This window comes from Gordonibacter sp. 28C (assembly GCF_003339845.1).
GTDB lineage: Bacteria > Actinomycetota > Coriobacteriia > Coriobacteriales > Eggerthellaceae > Gordonibacter.
The window spans coordinates 80,225-96,649 of sequence record NZ_PPTR01000003.1 but is presented as its reverse complement, the minus strand read 5'-3'; the positions used below and the strand labels follow the sequence as shown (position 1 = coordinate 96,649).

At 60.7% G+C, this 16,425-nt stretch carries 10 protein-coding genes; 7 read left to right on the top strand and 3 right to left on the bottom strand.

All coding sequences use genetic code 11. The annotated features are described in order from the left end of the window. Positions 1 to 70 precede the first annotated feature (70 nt). From C1878_RS04660 to C1878_RS04645, 4 genes are all read left to right on the top strand, one after another. Positions 71 to 7,882 carry a GLUG motif-containing protein gene (locus C1878_RS04660; RefSeq protein WP_158539720.1) on the top strand — a complete coding sequence of 2,604 codons (7,812 nt, stop codon included), beginning with the start codon at positions 71 to 73 and terminating at the stop codon, positions 7,880 to 7,882. Positions 7,883 to 7,958: 76 nt separating this feature from the next. Continuing rightward, positions 7,959 to 8,663: a hypothetical protein gene (locus tag C1878_RS04655; protein ID WP_114600536.1), complete on the top strand. Its 705-nt coding sequence runs from the start codon at positions 7,959 to 7,961 to the stop codon at positions 8,661 to 8,663. 52 nt (positions 8,664 to 8,715) lie between these two features. Next, entirely contained in the window at positions 8,716 to 9,261 is a 546-nt protein-coding gene (locus C1878_RS04650; protein WP_147272904.1) for a hypothetical protein, read from the top strand. Positions 9,262 to 9,419: 158 nt separating this feature from the next. Next, on the top strand, positions 9,420 to 10,619 hold the full coding sequence (locus C1878_RS04645; RefSeq protein WP_114600534.1) for an ABC transporter substrate-binding protein: 1,200 nt from the start codon (positions 9,420 to 9,422) through the stop codon (positions 10,617 to 10,619). Positions 10,620 to 10,787: 168 nt separating this feature from the next. Here the strand turns inward: C1878_RS04645 and C1878_RS04640 are convergent, their stop codons facing one another. Beyond that, positions 10,788 to 11,648, bottom strand: a complete 861-nt coding sequence (locus C1878_RS04640) for a DUF364 domain-containing protein (RefSeq protein WP_114600533.1) — start codon at positions 11,646 to 11,648, stop codon at positions 10,788 to 10,790. Positions 11,649 to 11,773: 125 nt separating this feature from the next. Here C1878_RS04640 and C1878_RS04635 point away from each other — a divergent pair, with 125 nt between their 5' ends. Both C1878_RS04635 and C1878_RS04630 read left to right on the top strand, forming a co-directional pair. Beyond that, on the top strand, positions 11,774 to 12,439 hold the full coding sequence (locus tag C1878_RS04635) for a hypothetical protein (protein WP_114600532.1): 666 nt from the start codon (positions 11,774 to 11,776) through the stop codon (positions 12,437 to 12,439). 67 nt (positions 12,440 to 12,506) lie between these two features. Continuing rightward, positions 12,507 to 13,172, top strand: a complete 666-nt coding sequence (locus C1878_RS04630; RefSeq protein WP_114600531.1) for a flavin reductase — start codon at positions 12,507 to 12,509, stop codon at positions 13,170 to 13,172. A gap of 239 nt (positions 13,173 to 13,411) precedes the next feature. Here C1878_RS04630 and C1878_RS04625 read toward each other — a convergent pair whose 3' ends face one another. Continuing rightward, a complete protein-coding gene (locus C1878_RS04625; protein ID WP_147272903.1) occupies positions 13,412 to 13,696 on the bottom strand; it encodes a hypothetical protein in 285 nt (94 codons plus the stop codon). Between the two features lie 83 nt (positions 13,697 to 13,779). Then, the gene (locus C1878_RS04620; protein WP_114600529.1) at positions 13,780 to 14,364 is read right to left on the bottom strand and encodes a LysR family transcriptional regulator; all 585 of its coding nucleotides are present in this window, start codon (positions 14,362 to 14,364) and stop codon (positions 13,780 to 13,782) included. A gap of 664 nt (positions 14,365 to 15,028) precedes the next feature. Here C1878_RS04620 and C1878_RS04615 point away from each other — a divergent pair. Next, a complete protein-coding gene (locus tag C1878_RS04615; protein ID WP_114600528.1) occupies positions 15,029 to 16,300 on the top strand; it encodes an MFS transporter in 1,272 nt (423 codons plus the stop codon). Positions 16,301 to 16,425 lie beyond the last annotated feature (125 nt).

Below are 16,425 nucleotides of genomic sequence, written 5' to 3'. Positions count from 1 at the left end.
GGATCCACCGCTCGGGCGGAAACGGCGGCCTGGCTCTGTCGTCCCCAGGAAGCGCGGTCGCGCGGTCCGCATGGCGGCCGTCGTCGCGCTGGCTTGCTGCCTTGTGGCGGGTGGCGCGTACTCTGCGTATGCCGCTTGGGGCGATGCTTTGAACGACGAAGACTACGGATGGTATTACGAAGGCCTCGACAGCGGCGTTTACACGCTGGGGTCGTCCAAAGATCTGTACTCGTTCGCGCGCATGGTGAACGGCACGGCGGACACAGGCAACACCGGCACGTACGCCCCCGCCCACAGCTTCGAGGGGGAAAGAGTCGTTCTGGCCAACGACATTTCCGTCAACACGCCAATCACTTCTCACGAGTTCGTTCCCGTGGGGACGGACGCCGAACATGCCTTTAAAGGCGTCTTCGACGGCAACGGGCACAAGGTTTTGAGCCTGATGATATCGCAACGCGCCGAATCGAATACGGGCTTGTTCGGGGTTGTGTCGTCATCGGGCTCGGTTCGCAACGTCGGCGTATTCGGCACGATAACGGTTGACGCCAGCACGTACGTGGAGAACATAGGAAGCGTCGTGGGCTTATGCGAGGGCTCGATTTCCGGGTGCGCGTCCAATGTGAACCTGACGGTGTCTAGTTCATTCGAGCCCACCGAGGAAGCGCCTAGGGTGGCGAAGAACATCGGCGGTGTGGCAGGGCGGGTCACCGGGAGCTTGTCCGGCTCGTCCTTCTCGGGCAGTCTCTCCATGGAAAACGACGCGAGCGCCGTTATCGACGGATGGGACAACACCGTTCCCACGGTGCAAAACGTCGGCGGCGTGGTGGGCTTGTTCGGCGAGGACGGGCTCGACGCGGGCGTCCGCGCTTCAGGTGACATAGACGGCTGCGCGAACAGCGGTAACGTGTACCTCTCCTTCACGGGCGAGGGCGGTAGGGATCGTTTCGAGCAGCTGAGGTCTTCCCATCCCGGCTGCGTCGGCGGCATTGCCGGGTATTCCGACGGCAGCATCTCAAACTGCTCGAACACCGGCGAGATACGCACGTCGACGCTTGGGGACTGGAGCACCGATGGCTATGGGTACGACACCACGTCCAACAACGGCGCCACCCAGTGCGGAGGCATCGTCGGCAATCTTCGAGCCGTGGTTTTGGAGGACAAATACTCGGTGAAGCTCACTCCGGACAACGGCTCGAAAGACGATGTTCTGACGGTGAAGAACTGCTACAACACCGGCAAAGTGTTCGCATTGGCCTCGACTGGGGGCATTGTCGGTCGTGCCGGCACGTACACGGTCATCACCGAGTGCTCGAACGGAAACTACTTGGACAATAACGGCAAAACGGGCGTTTTCGCCGATCCGGAGCAAGGCGCTGTGATCTCTACGCGCTGGAACAAACCGTTTGCCGGCGGCATCGTAGGCCTCACCTTGGGCGATGTGACGTTCAGCTACAACCGCGGGCAGGTCAACAACACCCAGTCGGGTTTTTACCTGGCCGGCATCGCGGGTGGAATAGGTAGCGACAAGCTCGATACGCTCGAGGCCATCAAGAACGACGATCCGGATTACAAACCCGAGATACACTCTTGCTGGAATTCGGGCATGATAGGCCTTGGACATCAGGCTTCGAACAAATTCGGCGCGTTGGTGGGCTCAAACGACGGTTACGTGCACGACTGCGTTGTGCTCGAAGGTTGCGTCATCGTGGGCAAAGACGAGGTGGGCAGCGATGCGGTGGGCGATGCGGCGTGGAAGCAGTATCGCAACATCAACGTGCTTTCCCTCGCGGACCTGCAAACGAGCGACGGTCTGAAAGTGCTCAACAACTATTGCGCAAGCGCCAACGGGTTCAAGGTGTACTGGTACGCCAACAAGGAGAAAAACGACACATACCCTGTTTTGAACTCGTGGGCGGCCCCGACCGGTCAAGTCGAGCTCGCCACGATCAGCCTTGAAGAAAAGAGCGTGAAAGACGCCAGCTTCTCTACGGCCGCCGATCCAGTGCCGACGGTGTCTTTGGTGTCGGGTGAAACCGAGTTGTTCCAGAACGTGGACTACATCATCGTCCCGCAGGCCGGCGCGCGCGACATCACGGTGAACGACGAGGACAATCCCCGTCCGTATCAATACAGCGTGCAGGGCATCGGCAACTATAAGGGCGAGTTGGTGAACTTCGGCCATTACGGCATTGGGGCCGGAACATTGGACGATGCCAGCGTGCAGGCGTCCAGCCCTATCTTCAACTGGGAAGTGCAGTTCCCTGAATCCGTGCAGGTGCTGGATGCTGCGGGCAACGCGATAGACGACAGCATGTACTCGTACGTTATCTACGACAGCTTGACGAACAACACGACTTCGGTGCTCTCGCCGAAGTACGTGGCGTTCGACAGCGAGGGCACTATCCAGTTCTTGGACGGCGACGGCAACCCCGACGGCGAGCCGGTGCCGGCGCTCGACGCGGACACCTCTCACAAGGCGTTCAAGGTGTACGATCGCGACGGAAGGCTCATCTCCGACAGCGATGCTCAGGTGTACGATCCGATAACCGGCGAGAACGTGACCGGGCGTGTCGTGGACTTCCACAAGGACGAGCAAAATGGCACGAACGCCAATATCACCTGCGGTTCAAGCTGCATCAGCAACAAGAGTGCTAAGAAGTCCCAGTCGTACGGCAACGACGGCGAAGCCGGGTACGTATTGCAGGTTCGCGGCAAGGAGTCGTTCGCGGGATCGACTCAGACCGGCCAGTACATCATAAGGCCGGCCGACCTTGTGCGCGATTGCACGGTTGAGTCGATCGCATACAACGGCGAGACCTGGCAGTTCGACAAGAGTACGCAGAAACCGTACCGACAGGACGGTGAAGGCGGTCGAATCGAAGGGATGCAGGTGACCTTCACGGGCGAAACCATCAAACCCGAGATGACCATCACCTATTTGGACAAGACGCTGAAGGCAGCGGACTTCGGCAGCTTGAGTCAGGCACCGACCAAGGGCGACTACTCGTACCTGTACGGTCCCACTGATTCCAGCGATGGGTATCCGCAGGAGGACAAGGACGAAAAGAACCCGAATCGAAACGTCACCGGAGACCTCGGGCGGGCGGCTGTTACAGCTCGGTACGACAGCCTCTCCCATGTGGATAACCTTGAGACGGCAGGCACGTGTTTCACCAGCTACATCACGTGTCCGTTCGACATCGAGCCTGCCGATTTCGATGCGTGCACGGTTGAGGTTCATGATCAGGCGTTGAAAGAAGACGGGATCGTCGATGCGCCGGTTGCGGTCAAATTGGGAGACGTGACACTCGAAAACGAGAGGGACTACACGGTTTCTTACCAGAAAGCCGACGGCACGCCTCTCGATGGGACGCCGACCGAGGTGGGCGCATATAAAGCCGTGGTGACGCCGAAATCCAATCTTACGGGCGATCCTGTTACGACGGGGGTCTTCAACGTGGTGGAGGCTCAGGCGTTCACGCTCGACGACATCGTCAATCCCACGTGGGATCCGGTCGACGTGCCGTTGAACCTCACCTTTACGGACTCTGGCGGGCAGGCCGTCGAGCTGAAAAAGGGTGTCGACTACGAGATGGAGATTTACTACTGGGCACAGATGGGCTCCGATCCGACCGCGGGCGTGAAGCCCGAACCCAAGAAAACGCTCATCTCCAACGATGACGGCAAGGCGGACCATTTGGAGCCGCAAAGCGCCAACACGAAGATCGACTGGCATGTCAGAGTGATCGGAAAGGGCGTCTACAGCGGGTGCGAGCAAGACAAGACGTTCAGGGTGAACGTGCTCGATCTGTCGACGACCGATCGATCCGCTTGGTCGGTCGAGGGATCGGCGAGCTACCTATACCTGAACACGGGACAAGTTAGCTGGGACCAGTTGGAACCCTACAAAGTGACGTATCGAGGCGTCACGATGCTCGACTCGACCAATATGAACATTCGGTATATCGGCGGCTTGGGCACGTACGGATGCGCGGGCGTCGGGGAGCCGTTCTCCTGGTTCGTTCGCGGTGACAACTCGATGACGACGGGGAGGCTCGAACTCGAGCAGGGTGATATTGCCAAGCCGTGCTCCATGCTCGATGACGGCATTCAGCCCACGACCGGGTCGGCTTCGCTGGTTTATACCGGCAAGGAGATCAAGCCCGTTTCGACGGCTTTCCTCGCGGAGGGCGAAGACTACGATATCGCCTACTACGACAACGTCGACGTCGGCACGGCTCGCTACGCGATGACAGGCAAGGGAAACTACGTCGGAACGCGCACGGGCTCCTTCGTCATCGCGCCCGCCGACTTGTCATCGTTCGATGTTGAAGTCGATGACGCCGTCGCCAACGGCTCGAAACTCAGGCCCGCCGTGACGGTTACCGCGCCGGATGGCGAAACGACTTTGGAGAAGGACAAGGATTACACGGTTTCCTACACGTCCAATATCGATCCGGGAACAGGGTTCGCATGGATAACCGGCATCGGGAACTACACGGGGAGCGCGAGCCGGTCGTTCAAGATCGACGAGCCGTCTGTCCAGAAAAGCGGCTATACCGTCAGCTACGTCGATGAAGGTGGCGACAAGGTAGCCGATGACAAGGTTGTCGACGACTGCGAGGTAGGCAAAGAGGTCGAGGAGGCCGCGCAGGCGGTGGCGGGGTACGAGCTTGTGGATCCGAATTCGTCGCCCGCGAAGATCGTGATCGATGCGGATGCGTCGAAGAACACGATAACGTTTGTCTACCGTGCGGTTACGTCCGGCACCGACCTGTCCTCCGCCGAGATCGCCCCCGTCAAGGGCCAGATCGTCGAGGTCGCCACGAAGCTGGGCGGCGCGGCCGACGTCAGGGCCCTGCTCGCGCAGCGCGCCGGCTCCGGCGAGCCGTCGCTGGCGGACGACGAGATCGCGTGGACGCGCGGCGCCAAGCCGCCGCTCTCGGTCTCTCTCGGAGGACGCGAGCTCGCGGAGGGCGTCGACTACGTGGTCGAGTACTCCAACAACGGCAACGTGACCACCGCCGCCCGCGGCGGGGCCCTGGCCGTCGTCAAGGGCGTCGGCTCCTACCGCGGCGAGGCCTCCGTCGAGTTCGACGTGGTCGGCTACGCCCACCACATCATGAACGCCGACGGCTCGATCGTCTGGGAGACCCAGAAGAACTGGGGCGCCGACGTGGGCGGCCAGGTCTACGACGACTCCGACGGCGGCACGGTGTTCTACGCCGACGGGACGCCCGTCAAGAAGGCCGAGCGCACGGTGGACTACGACCTTTTGCAGGCCGCGCCCGCCGACGGCGAGTTCCCCGACACCCCCGAGTCCTCCGGCACGGCCGGCTCCACCAGCCTCAAGCCGAACGCCGTCGTGCACCTCTCCACCAACGACGGGAGGGCCGAGGGCTGGCTGGGCCTGAACTTCGCGGAGACCGTGGTGTCGTCCAAGGGCCTCCTGGCGAAGGCCGGCGCGCCCTCCCCGGCGCCCAAGGTGGTCAACGTCCGCTCGGGATCGTCCTTCTCGGACGCCGTGGCCGCGGCCGTGGCCGCGTACCCGCCCTCCGTGACGCTGCTCCCGTCCTACTCGCCCATATGGCGGGCCATGGGCCTCGACCCCGACGAGCGGCTGGGCGAGGGCTACTACGACATGGGCGAGCTCGCGGTGCCCGAGGCCGCCTCCGAGCCGGCCAAGTACTCCTTCGCGAACAAGGACGGCGTGAAGGTCATGGCGGCGCTGGGCGTGGGCGACCGGCTCTACGGGGAGATGCAGGCGCTCATCGACGCCAACCCCGTCCTCGAGGGGAGGCTGTCGCTGTCCGAGGGGCTCATCGGGTCCCCGATCGCCTCCAGCTCGAGCGTGGCCACCTCGGTCGTGATCCCCTACGACATATCGTCCGAGGGGGCCTACGCCTCCCTCTCCGAGGCGACCAGGTCCGCCGTGGCCAACAAGGCCGCCGACGGGTCCCTGCCCTCGGGCGTGGAGGTGGCCTTCCCCGAGATGGTCTGGGACGGCTCCGCGGTGGCGGCGGCCGACCTGGACCCGGAGGTCGTCGACGCCTTCGGCAACAGGCTCGCGAAGGGCTCCGACTACGCGCTCTCCGTGCTCGACGCCTCGGGCGCGGAGGTGTCCGAGATATCCGGGCCGGGCTCCTACACCGCCGTGCTGTCCGGCAAGGTGACGGCGATCAGGGACACGGGGCTGGTGGAGGCCTCCTCCGAGCTGGGCGCCTACATGGGCTCCGCCACGGCGCCCTTCGAGGTGAAGGCCGATCCTAAGTACGACTTGTCCTTGGGAGCGGTCGTGAAGGTCGATGACGAGAGCTACACCGGATCGGCTCTAACGCCGAAAATCACGGTGCTGAATTCGGCGCAAGAGCGAGTTGACGGCGCTAACTACCATGTTGCGTACTATGCGAAGAACGCCGACGGAACGCCGGGCGACGCGATCGCTCCCGAAAGCCTTATAAACGTCGGCGAGTATGTCGTTGTCGTCACGGGGGCGGGCACGCCGGACGATCCGCTGTCTTACATAGGCAGCGCGCAAGGGTCGTTCGCCGTCAGAGCGGTGCCTTTCCAAGTGGACGATATCGATGCCGTTACGTACGACGGAGGACGGCATACCCCCAGCTTGACGGTGAGGGGCATCGGTTCGGAATCGGCTTCGTTAATAGAAGGGAAAGACTACGCGGCCATCTATCTCGACGAGGAAAAGAACATCATTTCCTCGTTCGGCGGGTATAGCGAGGCGGGCACCTATTGGGTGCGCGTCGAGGGGATAGGCAATTATTCCGGATCCATCGACAAGAGCTTCACCATCGAGCGCAAGGACATCTCCGGCATGACGGCAGTTGCTCGGGCGATGGGCGCCTATGCGGGCATCCCCGTCGAAGCGGCGATTTCCATCGAGGGCTTGGTGCCTGGGATCGACTTCGAGGTCGTTTCGTACGCGGGTAACGCGAAGGCCGGTATGGCGACCGCGACGATACGAGGTTTGGGCAACTACGGTGGTACGATCGAAGCATCGTTCAAGGTTCAAGTTGATTTGTCGATAGCACGCATCGAAAGCATTCCCGATCAGGACTACATCGGTAAAGACAAGCCCGTCGAGCCTGAGCTTGAAGTGCGAGTTGGCGAGGCGATCCTTCAAAAAGGCGTCGATTACACGGTCGACTACGCTGGAAACATCGATCCCGGTGCGGCCACGGCCACGATTGTCGGATCGGGCGAATGGTATGTTGGCGCCAAAACGGTTTCGTTCTCCATTCTCGAACCCGTCCTTCGCGACGCCGACACCGGCATAACGGTGTCCGGAACGATTTTGGCCGATGCCAAAGCCGATGGATCGACGTTGCTGCTCGAGGTAAGTCGGATTGCCGAGGGTGACGAAGCGTTCGTCTCGACACGCGAAGGCTACGCCCCGGGCGACACCGAGACGATGCTGGGCTATGCGATTACGTTGAAGTGCATAAGCCCCGACGGTAGGGTGACCTTGTTAAAAGACGATCTCAACCTGGCAATTGCATTCCCGGTGGATGCTGCTTATGACGGACGTCGGGTCGTCGTTGTCATGCGACACGACGATGGCGGCGGAGCGTATTCGTATGAAACGAATACGGTTATCGCAGAGAATGGCGCGGTGTCGATAACTACGGACCGTTTGAGCGAGTTTTTCCTTGCCATTGCGAAAGCTTCCGGAGATGGCTCGCCTGCAAAGGGGGATGGCGCGACTTCCGAGGCTTCGGGGATGCCTGCTTCTGGTGCTTCGAGCACATTGGCTCCAACCGGGGATGGCGCGAACGCCATCGTCGGCGCGGCCGGTTTGCTCTCCGCGATAGCCCTTTGCGTGCTGGCCTACGTCGAAAGGAGGTGGTGCAAACCGCGCAAATAGGCGCGTGGCGCAGAGCCGACTCGAAGCAGAGCATCCAAACGATCGACGCCGATGGGCGTCAAGTAAGGAGCAATAGATGGATAGTACGATAAAGGCGAAGCCTGGCAAGATCCTGATCGTTGCGTTGGCGGTGGTTTGCGCGGCTGCCATGTGGTTGTTCGCATCTGCGGATCGCGCTTTCGCTGCCGACCCCAACGAGGCCATCACGGTTCAGCAGGAGGTAAACGGCGTGACGACGGAAATCGGCACGATCAGCTATGCGGAGCTGCAAGAGGCCGGTTTGGTGAACTCCGACACCATCGGGGGCCTGTTCGACAAGCCGGGCACCGGATTCAATGTGGTCGGCGGCAAGAACTACGTCAAGATCGACGACCTTTTCGCTTACATGGAGGTGCCGTCTAGCGTATGGACGGCCGGTGCGAAGCTGCACTACACCTGCGACGACGGCGATTACGGCAAGTGGGAGTCCGACTACAACGAGATCACGCGCACGCAGTTCTTCTTCTCCGCCACCACGCTGCTGAACGGAATCGCCACCACTGCAGTTCCGACTTATGGCTCCATCGCTTTTGACAACGCCCAGGTCAAGATTCCGGTTGCGACCGATACGGTGACTCCGACGGCGGGTACCACGCTTGCCAACATCTCTAGCTGGGACACGACTCCGCGCATCATCGTCGGCCTGACCGCCGACGAGCTGAACGATTCCAACTACAACATGGGCAAGCGCATGCCCGGAGGAATCGACACCATCACGATCATCGCTCCGACCGCTGCCTAAGAGAGCAGACGAATGGGGCGGGCGCGGAGTCGTTCGCCCCATTCTATCGCCGATGATGAAGAAACGCAAAACAATCAGCGCGCTGCTGTTCGTAGCGGCTTTCGCCGTTGCGGGTCTTTCGTTTGCCGGATGCGCAAGCGGTTCGGGAGATGCGGGCAGCGGGACGGAAGAAGTGCAAAAACCTTATTTTACCGAGAACGATGTGCAAGGCGCGGCGAGCCGGGTCTCGTTGTCGTTTGCGAGCGACCGGATCGTCGATCTAGCGGTTTCCGTGGACACGGGATCGAGGGTCGTGTATCTGGATGTGGTCGCGATCACTGGCGATGTTAAGGTTGCCGAAGAGGAAGTAGAGGACGTGATCCGTGCCGTTTCGGTGGAAACAGCGCGCTACGCTTTGAGCGAGGCGGACGATCGCGGCGACGAGCAAGCCGTAGCGACGATAGAGTCTTTCGTCGATTCGGACGACGCTTACGCTTCGGGGTTGGGACGTCTGTTCGAAACGTACGGCCTGAACATCCATGTAGACAACCCGGACGGCACGCTTGCCCTTGACGGCATGCGGGAAGCCGGTGAGGCTGGATCGGTGAATTGGCAATAGACGCAGCAGCGGAGCCGCTGAATCGCGGCTTCCGCCGCTGCACGCGTTGAGAGCGTTTTGCCGGAAGGCGCGCCACATAGCGTGCTTTCCGGCAAAACGCTCATTGCGGTGCGATCCGGCGGCGCAAGCGGCGCATCGTTCGAGGAGGAGGACAAGCTATGACCGACGATCGGTTATCGGGCGATCGCGTCCGAGAAGAGACCCTTTCCGAAGGGCGCGACAACGTTTGGGGAGAGCCCGTTTCAATCATGGGACGTCGCGCGTTCGTGAAAGCGTTGGGCGCGGGACTGTTGTTGACCATGGCGGCTCCGGTGCTTTCGAGCTGCGAGAGTTTCGGGGAAGCCGTGACCGGCGAGCGTACCATTTCCGATCATGTTGGCCGTGAACTGGAGATACCCACGCCCAGCAAATTGGAGAAAGTGTACTTTACTAGCGGCCTTGCTCAAGTGTTCTGCTTCACCTTGAACCCCGAGCTGCTCGCCGGTACGGCCATCCAGTTCACCAAGAGGCAGCTTCAATACTTGCCCGAAGAGGTCAACGAGCTGGCGTACATGGGCTCTCTTTCCGGCGATGGCGAAATAAACCGCGAGATGCTCATGGTCGAAGGGGTTCAGCTGGTGTTTTCCATTTCGGCCATTGGGCTTACCGAGGCAAATATCTCCGAGGCTCAGAAGCTTCAGGACTCCACCAACATACCCGTGTGCCTGCTGGACGGCTCGATGGATAGGATATCCGACTGCTATTCCATGCTGGGTTCTATCTTAGGGCGCGAGGATCGCGCTTCGAAGCTCGCCGCGTATTGCTCGGACGTGTACGAACGGGTCACTGCTGCCGTTGACGGGATTCCCGAAGACGAGAAAATATCGTTGTATTACGCCGAGGGTCCCGAAGGCCTGCAGACCGAGCCCGATGCCTCGCAGCATGCGCTCGTGCTGGCTGTCGCAGGGGCCAACAACGTGGCCGCGGTTCCCGAGAACGAGGGCTTGGGCATGTCGAACGTATCGTTGGAACAGGTAATGGCGTGGTCTCCCGATGTGATCATCTCTTGGGATTACGAAAACATGGGCGGTGCCGTGGAGGACATACGCTCGAACAAGAACTGGGCGCAGATCCCCGCCACTCGGAGCGGTCGCGTGTACGCCATGCCCTCTGTTCCCTTCGCCTGGCTCGACCGTCCTCCCGGAGTCAACCGCTTCCTGGGCGTGCAATGGGTGGCCAACATGCTGTACCCCGACCGCTACGACGTGGACATGGTACAGGTGGCGCGCGAGTTCTATCGGCTGTTCTACTGGGTCGAGCCCTCCGAAGACGAGATCAAGGACCTCCTGGGCAATAGCTACCCGCCGTACCGGGGGTAGCGCCTCCCGCCTCCGTTCGCCTTCATCTGAAGCCCCCGTCCGCCTCTTAAGCCGAAAGCCCCCTGAATCGCGCGGACGGGCGGCTTTTCCCCTTGCACGCGCGAGGGGCCCGCGCCATGTCGTTCGGCGCGGGCCCCTCGTTTTCCGTTTCGTTTCGGGCGGGCCGCCTTACGCCTGCTGCCGCGTGATGCCCGTCATCTGCAGGGCCTCGCCGAAGAACTGGCCGGAGCCGTTCTTCACGGCGAAGCGCACCTTCTCGGGGTCGGCCACCACGCTGCCTGCCAGCATGTCAGCGCCCCAGTCGAACAGGAAGGGCGACATGACCACGCTGGGGCCCACGAACACGGTGGTGGCGTTCTTCGTCAAATCCAGCAGGCGCGGGGCCGTCTTGTTGATGATGGTGACGCCGGTAACGAACGCGAAGTCGGTCTTGGGCAGCACGTACTCGCAGGCGGGGTCGGGCGTGTCGAGCGCCTGCGTGCAGTTGCGCTCCAGCACGGTGAGGTTCGCGTACTCGGCGATGCGGTCGACGTGGGGGAAGTGGCCCACCACCGTCACGTTCCTGCGTGGATGCGCCTCGATGCGCGGACGGTACAGCTCGAAGGCGTCCATCTTGCGGATGGTGCCGTCGGGCAGCTCGACCGGCTCGTCGTACGTCGCGCCCAGCGGGTCCAGCAGCTCTTTGCGCGCGTAGTAGGCGTTGATGGCCGCCACGCCCAGCGTGGCCTCCTCGAAGCACCACGACTTCGCCAGCTGGGCCACCGTGCGCAGCGGCAACCCGCGCATATCGAGCGTGTACGCGCGCTTCGCGCCGCCTTTGCACGTGAAGCTCACGCCCATGCCGCAGTCGGCCTCCACGTAGGACCAGTGCGTGCCCAGGCAGTAGTCGCGCACCACGATGTCTTCGGGAATGCCCCCTATCAGGTGGTTGTAGAACTTCCACGGCGTGTCGTGGTCCTCCGTGCCGGGGAAGCTTATGACGTCGTTCTCCGGGTTGTTCGCGCAGCAGTCCTTCTCGGGGCATCCCATGGCGTTCGTTCCTCCTTGCGTTGCGTCGTCGGCCCGGGCCTTCGTCGTCGTCCGGTGCGGCGGCAATCTTATACCTGTTGCACTATAATACATCGTCAAGGAGAAACGAGGAAGGGGCGCAGACCATGCTGTTCATCTTGACGGGGGACGTGCAGACGGGCAAGTCGCGCTGGCTCGAGCGCACGTTGGCGGAGCTGGCGGGCGACGGCGTGGAGGCTCGGGGCGTGGTGGCGCCCGGCGTCTGGCGCCGCCGCGAGCCGGGGGAGCCTGCGGAGGACCGGCCCCTCGGGTCGGGGCAGGGCGACTACGAGAAGCTGGGCATCGACAACGTGCTGCTGCCGCAGGGCGAGCGCCTGTCCTTCGCGCGGCGGCGCGACCTGGCCCGGCGCGAGGGCGCGTTCGACCCCGCCAGCCAGAGCGCGGCAGCTCGGCTCGCCTGGGAGATACCCGACGAGGCCATCGACCGCGTGAACGCGCACTTCGAGGCGCTCGCGCGCCGCATCGCCGCCGGCGAGGGGCGGCCGGGGCTGTTGGTGGTGGACGAGCTGGGACGGCTGGAGCTGGAGCGCGGCTGCGGGCTCACCTCGGCGGTCGACCTGCTGGACCGCGGCCCGACGGCGGTGTGCCCGCACGCCGTCGTCGTCGTGCGCGAGCGGCTGCTCGGCTGCGCGCGCGAGCGCTTCGCCACCGCATGGGGCGGTTGCGAGCCCCTCGCGCCCGACGACGCCGCCCGCACCGCCGTTCGCCGTGCGTTCGGCCTTGCAACTCTTATTGATAACGAGTATCATTAATGGCAGAGAGAGCACTTGACCGGGGATTTGCCGGGGCCGCGTGCGGCCGGCGGCGGAAGGGACTTCCATGATCGACAACACCGCGTTCTTCAGCCTGAGCTACGGGCTCTACGTCATCTCGTCGAAAGCGGGGGACAAGGCGGCCGGCTGCGTCGCCAACACGTTCGCCCAGGTGACTTCGACGCCGCTTCAGGCCAGCGTCGCGCTGAACAAGGAGAACGCCACCACGGCCGTCGTCCGCGAGGCCGGCCGTTTCGAGGCGGCGTGCCTCTCGCAGGAGGCCACCATGGAGCTCATCGGCAACTTCGGCTTCCATTGCAGCAACGACCGCGACAAGTTCTCCGCGTGCTCCGTGGCCATGGACTCCGCCGGCATCCCGTACGTGGCCGAGCAGGCGTGCGCCCACTTCTCCGTGCGCGTGGTGCAGGAGGTGGACCTGGGCACGCACATCCTGTTCGTGGGCGAGGTGGAGGAGGCCGAGAAGCTGGGCTCCTGCGAGCCTATGACCTACGCGTACTACCATCAGGTGAAGGGCGGCAAGACCCCGCCGAAGGCGTCCAGCTACCTGCCGGAGCAGCAGCCCGCCCCGGCGGCCGGCGGCGCGCCCGCGCCGAAGTACGCCTGGCGCTGCACCGTGTGCGGCCATATGGAGTACGTCGACGAGCTGCCCGACGACTTCGTCTGCCCCGTCTGCGGCGTGGGGAAGGACATGTTCGAGCGCGTGGAGGTGTAGCGGGCAGACGGGGTTGTATCAAAAGCTTTGAGCATCGGATAACGATCCTCGAAAACGAATAGCGACGGCCTTGCGGTCGCCGTTATTCGTTTCGCAGAAACCTTGTGCGGCTTTTAGAAGCTTTTGATGCAATCAACCTGCGGCTCGTCGACGCGCATACCGACGAATAAGGATTCCTGCATGCGTTTGGTCGGCGACCGTTTAGGGCGCATGTGGCAAGCGCATAGTTTAAAACAATCCTAAACGGTGTACTTGGTGAGGTAGTGCCGGTGCTTGAATCCGATTAAGGCGCGGAGCTGCTGAACATAGGCGCGCTGGCCGGCGTTGTTCTTCAGGGCGGGACTCTCGAGGACTCCCACATGGAACCACTGCGATGGCTCCAGATCGAGCAAAAGCGTATCGTCCGAGTGCTTTCTCATCGACTGAGTGAAAGTATCGCTGAAGGTGACCGCTTTTGAGCTTCTCACGAGGGAGTTAATCCGCTCGATATTGGTGCTGTGCAGGATTAGTGTTGGGTACTCCAAGTCAGATTCCTCGAAAGCCCGTTTGACGAATTTGTTGAGTACCGGTTCGTTGAAATAGGCCAAGGGAAGCTTCGACAGTTGCTCTAGGGTAAGCACGCCGCTTCGCGACGGGGGGGGGGGGCTAGATTCTTTGAGGCCCTGACGGTGATTTTCATCGAAAGAAGCGGAGTGAATTGAAGGTACGGAAATTCTTCGAGTTGCTTCACGTCTTTCTCGAGGATGTTGACGAGACCGAAGCCGGTTTCGCCACGGTCGATAGCCGAGATTATCTCGTTGAGCTCGCATTCGCTAATTGTGCAGTTATCCAACCCGTATTCACTCAGCTCATTGTCGAGCAAGTTGTATATCGCGTTGCAAACATACGAAGTCGCATATACGGACACGGTCTCGTTCGATCCTGAGCGATTGACTTGTAGCTTGAAAAGACGTTCGCGCAAATCGTCGTTTTGCCGCACTATTTCCAAAGCATGCGATTTCAGCACTGATCCTTCTTCGGTTAGCTCGATCCCCCTTCCCCTTTTTCGAAACAGGGTGATACCGAGTTCCCTCTCAAGCGCACGCATGGATTTGCTTAATCCTTGCTGTGAAATGAAAAGCTTGTCCGAGGCTTGCGAGAAAGATTTGCAGTCGGCAATTTCCAAGAAGTACTCAAGAACTTCGATGCGCATGATTGCCCCCTAGCTCATGCCAATTCGAAAGCAATGTTTCCATGGTACGAGTTTTATTCATTCTATCGGTTATTTCCGAATTATCAAACTCCATTAGGTTGGGCATAAACGGAACAAAAAGTTGTCGAAAGAAATCGGTTTTTAATAAAATCAGCTTGTTATCTGCGATTTCTATAAGCGTTATAGTCTTCGATGGAGGCGTCTGAGCCGATGAGGTAGAAACCTTTGGTATCGCTTCGCCCGAAGCAAACCCTGTTGGATTGTTCCGGGCGAAGTCCTTACAATCGTCTCATGGGCTTTAACGAAAGCACCGCGAGTTCGATGCATTAATCGGCTATTCGACGTACCACATCCTATTTCGCCCGAAAGAAACGAACCCATAAGGGGCTGGTTTCGTGCACTTTTTTTCGCGGGGAAGGGATCGTCGCTGGCGAACACGACTCTGCTCAAAAAGGCTTTTCGCTCGTTAGCCTGCACGTGCCGAACGCCGTGCAGGTGCGAACGGTGATATCGGGTAATACAGGTCAAGCAGAAAAGGAGGGGGCTATGGTTTTGAAGGTTCCGAAAAGGTGTTCGCAACCGTTCTCGATTCCGTGAAGCGCATCGATGGGGATTCGAAAAGCTTCGTCAATCAAGCGCAGTTGAAGAAAGGGGATGAATCATCATGGGCTACAGCAAGGGAAAAAGGATTTCCGCAGCGGTCGGAGTGACGCTCATTCTGGCAAGCGCCTCGGGCGGTACGTCGGTCATGAACGCCATCGTCCCGTTTTTGCTCGAAGGCATGCAGGTGAGTCTCACCACCTTTATGATCGGGCCGACGGTTGCGACGATCCTCTCGTTCGCCATGAGCGCGGTGGGCATCAAGATCATCGACATCATTTCCCCGAAATGGTGCATGCTCATCGGCTCGGTTTGCAGCGCGCTCACCATGTACATGGTGGGAACCGCGACCTCGTTCGTGCTTTGGATTATCGCGAATATACTAAACGGCATTGTGCTTGCGTTCGCGACCTATGCTGCAGCGGGCGGTGTCGTTGCTGTTTTTTTCAAAGAAAACACCCAGAAGGCATTCGGCGTCGTAGGCGGCCTTGCGGCGTTGCTCATTGCCATTTGGATGGCCGTCACTTCGGTTTTGCTTAATGTCATGCCTTATCCGCAGCTGTTTACCATCTATGCTGTGGGTATCGTTGCGATCGGCGTTTTTTGCAACTTAGTCCTTATCGGGAAGATTCCTCGTCGCAAGGTTTCTGCGAAAGCGCAGGAATCCGATGAGGCGGCTGGGACAAGCCAGGCCGCGCCCGAGCTACCTGGATTCACTTTTGCAGAGACCCTTAAAAAGAGCGCTTCGATTTACTGCTTCCTTATTGCGATGTTCCTTGTTGCCTGGTGCGCGTCGGGTATAACGTCATACGCGAGCGTTTACTACGCTTCGTTCGGGATGGCCGCGACGACTGCGGCGGCGATGCTCAGCGTCTACACGTTCACCTCTGCATTCCTCAAGCTTGCGTCGGGCTTCATTTTGAAGAAGATTGGCGCAAAGGCCATGAGCATCGTGATCTACCTCGGTTTCGCCGTCGGCATCGTCTGCTTGCTTGTCTGGAGTCAGACGCAGTTGTTCCCGCTAGCAATAATCGGCATCGTATTCTGCGCCTTCATCTCGTACGCGACGATGATCCCAGGTTTGTTCGTTCCCGACTTGTACGGCATGAAGGACTACACGGGCATCAACTCTGCGGGAATGGCCGGCTATTACGCAGGCGCCGTTACGGTTTTGTTCGGCCTGTCGATCGTCATCGGCATGCTCGGTTACTTCAATGCCTTCGTGGTGCTTGCGGTAGCCGCTCTTGTGACGATGGGCTTCATGTTGGTGGCGGTTGCCACAAGCCCCATGAGGAAGACGAAGGGCGAGCGGCGAAGCCAGGGAAGCGAGGGTTGAGGCCCTGGGTTTTGAGAAGCACTGCCCTGTTATGCGTTCCCGCCCCTTCTGCGTTCGGCGCGCAATGCGGGAGGGGTTCTGGCCACCAAGCTTGAAGTCCTCGGGAGGTCATGAACTCACGTGGA